This is a genomic window from Acidovorax sp. LjRoot204 (genome assembly GCF_056175785.1).
Genome location: NZ_JBGFFF010000192.1, coordinates 1 through 7005 on the forward strand (window position 1 = coordinate 1; position 7005 = coordinate 7005).

Below are 7005 nucleotides of genomic sequence, written 5' to 3' on the forward strand. Positions count from 1 at the left end.
GGGCCTGCGTGCCCGCCGCCTGTGTGAGGAGCGACCAGAAGGCGGGGTGCGGGATGGGTGCCATGGCGCGCAGTATGCCGCGTGGCAGCGTTGCGAAGTTTCCGCCGCGCCTGAGGGTGAGAGCCTCCTTCGTTCGCCAATTAACCTGGGTTGATGACGACGGACGGCGCCATGCCTAGAGTGCGGCCCATGTCACACGCTCGCACCCCCACCACCGCACGCCGGGCCGCGCCCGCAGGCCCCTTGCCACGCACCATCGTCACCGGCGCGAGCTCGGGCATTGGCCTGGCGCTGGCCCTGGAGCTGGCACGGTGCGGCGTGCCCGTACTGGCCGTGGCACGGCAGGCCGAGCCGCTGCAGGCGCTGACAGATGCCCATGGACTGATCGAGCCCTGGGTGGCCGACCTGTCCCGCATTGAAGAGATCGACGGCCTGGCGGCGCAGTGGCTGCTGCGCTATCCCGATATTGGCGCGCTGGTGAACAACGCAGGCATCCAGAGCGACCTGCGGGTGGACGATGCCGGCTACGGGGCACAGGACATGCGCGCGGAGGTCGAGATCAACCTGCTGGCGCCGATGGCGCTGACGCGTGCGTTGCTGCCCCATTTGCAGGCCCAGCAGCGCGCATGGGTGGTCAATGTCGGGTCGGTGCTGGGCTCTTGCCCCAAGCGCACGGCAGCGGTTTACAGCGCCACCAAGGCCGGGCTGGACCTGTTCACCCAGGCGCTGCGGGTGCAGATGCAAGGCAGCCCAGTGCGGGTGGTTCACGCTGTGATGCCCCTGGTGGACACGCCCATGACCCGGGGCCGAGGGCGCGGCAAGATTCCTTCCGATGTCGCTGCACAGGCACTGGTCCGCGGCCTGATGGCGGGGCACACCGACATCCGCATCGGCAAGGCGCGCGCGGCCTGGCACCTGCAGCGCTGGGCACCCGGACTGCTGGCCCGCCTGCTGCGCACTGCTTGATCCAAGCCTGCCGGCTCAACACCTGTTTTCTCATCGACCCCAGGAGATCACCCCCATGGCCACCCGTTATGCCTTCTTCATCCACCTGCGTGCACTGCCCGAGTGGCTGCGTTTGCCCCGTGAGCAAAGGCGTGAGTTGGGTGAGGCGCACCTGCATGCCCTGCTGCCCCGCTACCAGGGAGCCCTGCGCTTGCGCCACTTCGATGCCGAGGCCTTCGCAGCGCCCTGCAGCGACCTGATGCTGGTGGAAACCGATGACCCGCTCAAGCACTACGACTTCATGGAGCGGCTGCGCGATTCCCCCCTGCTCACCGTGCCGTATTTCGAGGTGCTGCAGATCCTGCCTGCCATCGAAGACGGCTATGTGGCGTTCGAGCGCGCCGAAACGGCTTAGGCCGCCTTGCAGTCGGCCAGCGCCGGAGCCTTGTGCGTGGGCTGCCGGTCCAGCCAGGCAATGTAGGCCGTGAGCGCCAGCGCACTCAGCGTGACGGCGGCCGCCACCAGCGGAATGGCCTGCAGCGACCACCCGGCCGTGATGACTGCGCCCCCCAGCCAGGCACCAATGGCATTGCCGAGGTTGAATGCGCCGATGTTGAGCGTGGACGCCAGGCTGGGCGCATCGCCCGCCTGCGACACCACCCGCGCCTGCAGTGGCGTGCCCGCCGCGAACGACACCATGCCCCACACCACCACGGTGATGACGGCAGGCCACAGCCACACGCTGGTGAACGAAAACGCTGCCAGCACCCCCGCCAGCACGGCAAAGATGCCCATCAGCGAGGGCAGCAGCTTCCAGTCCGCCAGGCGGCCGCCCAGCAGGTTGCCAATGGTCAGGCCCACGCCGCACAGCAGCAGCACGCCGCTCACGTTCTGGGGCGAGACACCGGTCACGTCGCGCAGGATGGGCGTGATGTAGGTGAACAGCGTGAACATGCTGGTGGATGCGAGCACGCTCACCGCCAGCGCCAGCCACACCTGGCGAATGCGCAGCACGCGGAACTCGCCCAGCGCGCTGCCGCTGATCTGGTGGCGCAGGTGTGGCACCCAGCGCACCACAGCGGCCACGGCCAGCACCCCAATCACCACCACCGCCCAGAAGGTGGAGCGCCAGCCCAGGTGCTGGCCCAGCAGCGTGCCCAGCGGCACGCCCAGCACGTTGGCGAGCGTGAGCCCGGTGAACATCAGCGCCATGGCCTGGGCGCGCTTGTGGGGCTCCACCACGCTGGCGGCCACTACGGCGCCAATGCCAAAAAACGCGGCGTGGCAGAACGAGGTGACCACGCGCGCCACCATCAGCCACGCATAGCTGGGGGCCAGCGCGCAACCCACATTGCCCACGATGAACAGCACCATCAGCCAGGTCAGCGTGGTCTTGCGCGGCCAGCGCGCGGTGGCCACCGCCAGCAGCGGTCCACCCACAGCCACGCCCAGTGCGTAGGCCGACACCAGCATGCCGGCGGCGGGGATGGAGACGGACAGGTCACCTGCCACTTCGGGCAGCAGCCCCAGGATCACGAATTCGGTGGTGCCAATGCCAAAAGCGGCAATGGCCAGGGCCAGCAGGGGGAGGTTCATGGAGCGCAGAGGGACTAAAGGGCAGCACCGGGGCCGATGAGGCCAGGCGCACAAGACTAGGGAAAACCCTTGGATTCTACGGAGGCCCCACAACCTTTGCAGGCCAAGGTTTTTGCATGAAATGGGCTGGTAGCGCTAGTGGTACATGCCGTAACAGCTATTGTTTTCATAGTGAATGCCATCCTTGCCCTTGTGCACCTGTGGCGTGCATCGGGGGTGGTGAGTCGCCGCGCAACGGCCCCCGTGTGATGCGGCCTCGCAGCGGGGCGTGTACGCCACCCGGCGTATTTCGCCAACCGGCCCCGCTCTCCAGAATCCATTCCATCGCCCGATCCACAGGGGCTCCACACCGGGGCCCACCGGGCGAAGCGGTTTGATTGATTTCCTGATTGAAACCACCACCGGAGAAGCACACATGCAACGTCGTTATTCCCTCAAGGCCCTCGCGGCCGTCGCTACGCTCGCTGGCCTGTCTGCGCTGCCAGCCCACGCCCAGGACACGATCAAGGTCGGCATCCTGCACAGCCTGTCGGGCACCATGGCCATCTCTGAGACCGTGCTGAAAGACACCGTGCTCATGGCGATCGACGAGATCAACGCCAAGGGCGGCGTGCTGGGCAAGAAGCTCGAACCCGTGGTGGTGGACCCAGCCTCCAACTGGCCCCTGTTCGCCGAAAAGACCAAGCAGCTGCTGGGCCAGGACAAGGTCTCGGTCATCTTCGGCTGCTGGACCTCGGTGTCGCGCAAGTCGGTGTTGCCGGTCGTGGAAGAAATGAACGGCCTGCTGTTCTACCCCGTGCAGTACGAGGGTGAGGAACTCTCCAAGAACGTGTTCTACACCGGCGCCGCGCCCAACCAGCAGGCCATCCCCGCAGTGGACTACCTGATGAGCAAGGACGGCGGCAGCGCCAAGCGCTGGGTGCTGCTGGGCACCGACTATGTSTACCCSCGCACCACCAACAAGATCCTGCGCGCCTACCTCAAGAGCAAGGGCGTGAAGGACASCGACATCGACGAGAAGTACACCCCCTTCGGCCACTCTGACTACCAGACCATCGTGGCCGACATCAAGAAGTTCAGCCAGGGCGGCAAGACGGCCGTGGTCTCCACCATCAACGGTGACTCCAACGTGCCCTTCTACAAGGAACTGGGCAACGCGGGCCTGAAGGCCAAGGACGTGCCCGTGGTCGCCTTCTCGGTGGGCGAGGAAGAGCTGCGCGGTGTGGACACCAAGCCGCTGGTGGGTCACCTGGCTGCCTGGAACTACTTCCAGTCCATCAAGAGCCCGGCCAACACCGAGTTCATCAAGAAGTGGAGCGACTACGCCAAGGCCAAGGGCATTGCCGGCCACAAGGACAAGCCGCTCACCAACGACCCGATGGAAGCCACCTACATCGGCATCAACATGTGGAAGCAGGCGGTTGAAAAGGCCAAGAGCACCGATGTGGACAAGGTGATTGCCGCCATGGCCGGCCAGACCTTCAAGGCACCGTCGGGCATCGTCTCCAAGATGGACGAGAAGAACCACCACCTGCACAAGAGCGTGTTCATCGGCGAGATCAAGGCCGACGGCCAGTTCAACGTGGTGTGGAAGACCCCCGGCCCCGTGAAGGCCAAGCCATGGTCTCCTTACATCGAAGGCAACGACAAGAAAAAAGACGAACCTGAAAAGAAGTAAGCACCTGCAGTGTGCCCAAGAGGGGAGGGCGCCTGTGTGCGCCCTCCCTTTTTCTTTGACACCCGCCTGCCACCGACAGCAGGCCGAATGGAATTCTTCTTATGTTGCGATGTTTTCTGGCCATGCGCTGGTGCCTGGTCAGCCTGTTGTGCCTAGCGGGCAGCGCCCACGCCCTCACCGCCGAGCAGGCCCTGGCCATGGCCGCTGGTGACACCGACGACCGTGTGGCCGCCGTGCAGCAGGCCGTGGTGGAGCCCAGCGAACGCACCGCTGCCTTCTTGCAGGCGCTGGCCGACGACGCGGTGAAGGTGGCCGACGGCAAGGCGCTGATCGTGCGCGATGACAAGGGCATCGACCCTGTCACTGGCGCCGAGGTCCCTGTGCCCGCCGATGCCGAAGACATCATCAACAACAACCGCATGCGCGGCGAGATCGACACGGCCCTGGCGGGCCTGGCGCTGTTTGGCAAGGACGAAACCCAGCGCATGGCCGCCGCCAAGGCACTGACCAAGGAACCGGATGCAGGCCGTCTGCCCCTGCTCGACAAGGCACTGGCGCAGGAAACCAACGACAAGATCAAGACCCAGCTGGAGCTGGCGCGCGCCGCCACGCTGCTGGGCAGCGACGACCCCGCACAACGCATCGCAGCCGCCCAGGCACTGTCGCTCAGCGCCACACCTGATACGCGGCTGCTGCTCAATGAACGCGTCACCGTCGAAGAAGACGCCAAGGTCAAGGCCGCATTGCAGGCCGCCCTGCGCGCCATGGAAGGCCAGCTCGCCTGGGGCGAGCGCCTGGGCGCCGCGTTCTCGGGCATCAGCCTGGGCTCCATCCTGCTGCTCGTCGCCTTGGGCCTGGCCATCACCTACGGCCTGATGGGCGTSATCAACATGGCSCACGGYGAGCTGATGATGATCGGCGCMTACGCCACCTAYGTGRTGCAGGGCATCTTCCAGAAGTATTTTCCGGGTGCGTTCGACTGGTACCTGGTCGCTGCRCTGCCCCTGGCCTTTGGCGCCTCGGCCGCCGTGGGTGCGGTGCTGGAGCGCGGCGTGCTGCGCTTTCTGTACGGGCGCCCCCTGGAGACGCTGCTGGCCACCTGGGGCATCAGCCTGGTGCTGATGCAACTGGTGCGCACGATTTTTGGTGCGCAGAACGTGGGTGTGGAAAACCCCGCGTGGATGAGCGGTGGCGTGCAGGTGCTCTCCAACCTCACGCTGCCTTACAACCGCCTTGTCATCATCGGCTTTGCCATCGCCGTGCTGCTGGGCATGGGCTACCTGATCGGCCGCACGCGCCTGGGCCTGTTCGTGCGTGGTGTGACGCAGAACCGCCCCATTGCCTCGTGCATGGGCGTGAACACTGCGCGCATCGACACCATGGCCTTTGCGCTGGGCTCGGGCATTGCGGGCCTGGCGGGCTGCGCGCTGAGTCAGGTGGGCAACGTKGGGCCGGACCTGGGGCAGAGCTACATCGTCGATGCCTTCATGGTGGTGGTGCTGGGCGGCGTGGGCCAGCTGGCGGGCACGGTGTATGCCGCGCTGGGCCTGGGCATCCTGAACAAGTTCCTCGAAGGCTGGGCGGGCGCGGTGCTGGCCAAGATTGCGGTGCTGGTGTTCATCATCATCTTCATCCAGAAGCGGCCCCAGGGCATCTTCGCGGTCAAAGGGCGTACGGCCGACTGAAGCACCAGAGACGACTGATCATGACTACGCCAACTTCTCCCAACATCCAACTGCCCGCACCGGCGCCGCTGCTCACGCGCGGTGGCTGGTCGGCCTTTATCGTGGCACTCATCGTGGTGTGCGCCGTGGCACCCGTGCTCAACCTCTGGGTGCCCGCAGGCAGCATGTTCCACCTGTCGGACTACGCCGTGGCGCTGCTCGGCAAGATCATGTGCTACGCCATCTGTGCGCTGGCCATGGACCTGATCTGGGGCTACACCGGCATCCTGAGCCTGGGCCACGGCCTGTTCTTTGCGCTGGGCGGCTACGTCATGGGCATGTACCTCATGCGCCAGATCGGCCGCGACGGCAACTACAAGAGCGACCTGCCGGACTTCATGGTGTTCCTGGACTGGAAGGAGCTGCCCTGGCACTGGGCGCTGTCCGACAGCTTCATCGCTACGCTGATCCTCATCGTGGCCGTGCCGGGCGTGATCGCGTTTGTGTTCGGCTACTTCGCCTTCCGCTCGCGCATCAAGGGTGTGTACTTCTCCATCATCACCCAGGCTATGACGTATGCGGCCATGCTGCTGTTCTTCCGCAACGAAACCGGCTTTGGCGGCAACAACGGATTTACCGACTTCAAGCGCATCCTGGGCACGCCGATTGCCACGCAGAACATGCGCATGACGCTGTTCGTGCTGACGGGGTTGTCGCTGCTGGGCTTCTTCCTGCTGGCGCGCTGGCTGGTGCGCAGCAAGTTTGGCCGCGTGCTGCAGGCCGTGCGCGATGCCGAAACGCGCGTCATGTTCTCGGGCTATTCGCCGCTGCCCTACAAGCTCACSATCTGGRYCATCWSSGCCRTGATGTGCGGCGTGGCSGGKGCGYTGTAYGTGCCSCAGGTCGGCATCATCAACCCCGGCGAGATGAGCGCSGCCAACTCCATCGAGATCGCSRTMTGGGCSGCSGTGGGCGGGCGCGCCACACTCATCGGACCCATCGTGGGCGCGTTCATCGTCAACGGTGCCAAGAGCTGGCTCACGGTGACGGCGCCGGAGTTCTGGCTGTACTTTCTGGGYGCGCTGTTCATTGCGGTCACGCTGTTCCTGCCCGACGGTGTGG

At 65.5% G+C, this 7005-nt stretch carries 6 protein-coding genes; 5 read left to right on the forward strand and 1 reads right to left on the reverse strand.

Features of this window, described 5'->3' with window-relative positions; all coding sequences use genetic code 11:
* Window positions 1–189: 189 nt before the first annotated feature.
* On the forward strand, window positions 190–966 hold the full coding sequence (locus tag AC04MI_RS21990; protein WP_476498698.1) for an SDR family NAD(P)-dependent oxidoreductase: 777 nt from the start codon (window positions 190–192) through the stop codon (window positions 964–966).
* A gap of 55 nt (window positions 967–1021) precedes the next feature.
* Window positions 1022–1360: a darcynin family protein gene (locus AC04MI_RS21995; RefSeq protein WP_260666487.1), complete on the forward strand. Its 339-nt coding sequence runs from the start codon at window positions 1022–1024 to the stop codon at window positions 1358–1360.
* Here the strand turns inward: AC04MI_RS21995 and AC04MI_RS22000 are convergent.
* On the reverse strand, window positions 1357–2541 hold the full coding sequence (locus AC04MI_RS22000) for an MFS transporter (RefSeq protein WP_056060622.1): 1185 nt from the start codon (window positions 2539–2541) through the stop codon (window positions 1357–1359). The two genes, AC04MI_RS21995 and AC04MI_RS22000, sit on opposite strands and share 4 nt — an antisense overlap.
* A gap of 415 nt (window positions 2542–2956) precedes the next feature.
* Here AC04MI_RS22000 and urtA point away from each other — a divergent pair, with 415 nt between their 5' ends.
* The 3 genes from urtA to urtC form a co-directional block, all read left to right on the forward strand.
* Window positions 2957–4219 (forward strand): urea ABC transporter substrate-binding protein, encoded by a 1263-nt coding sequence (gene urtA / locus AC04MI_RS22005; protein WP_476498699.1) that lies wholly within the window; start codon window positions 2957–2959, stop codon window positions 4217–4219.
* A gap of 101 nt (window positions 4220–4320) precedes the next feature.
* Entirely contained in the window at window positions 4321–5904 is a 1584-nt protein-coding gene (gene urtB / locus AC04MI_RS22010) for an urea ABC transporter permease subunit UrtB (RefSeq protein ID WP_476498700.1), read from the forward strand.
* Between the two features lie 20 nt (window positions 5905–5924).
* The coding region (urtC, locus tag AC04MI_RS22015) for an urea ABC transporter permease subunit UrtC (RefSeq protein WP_476498701.1) at window positions 5925–7005 on the forward strand (1081 nt) is incomplete at its 3' end.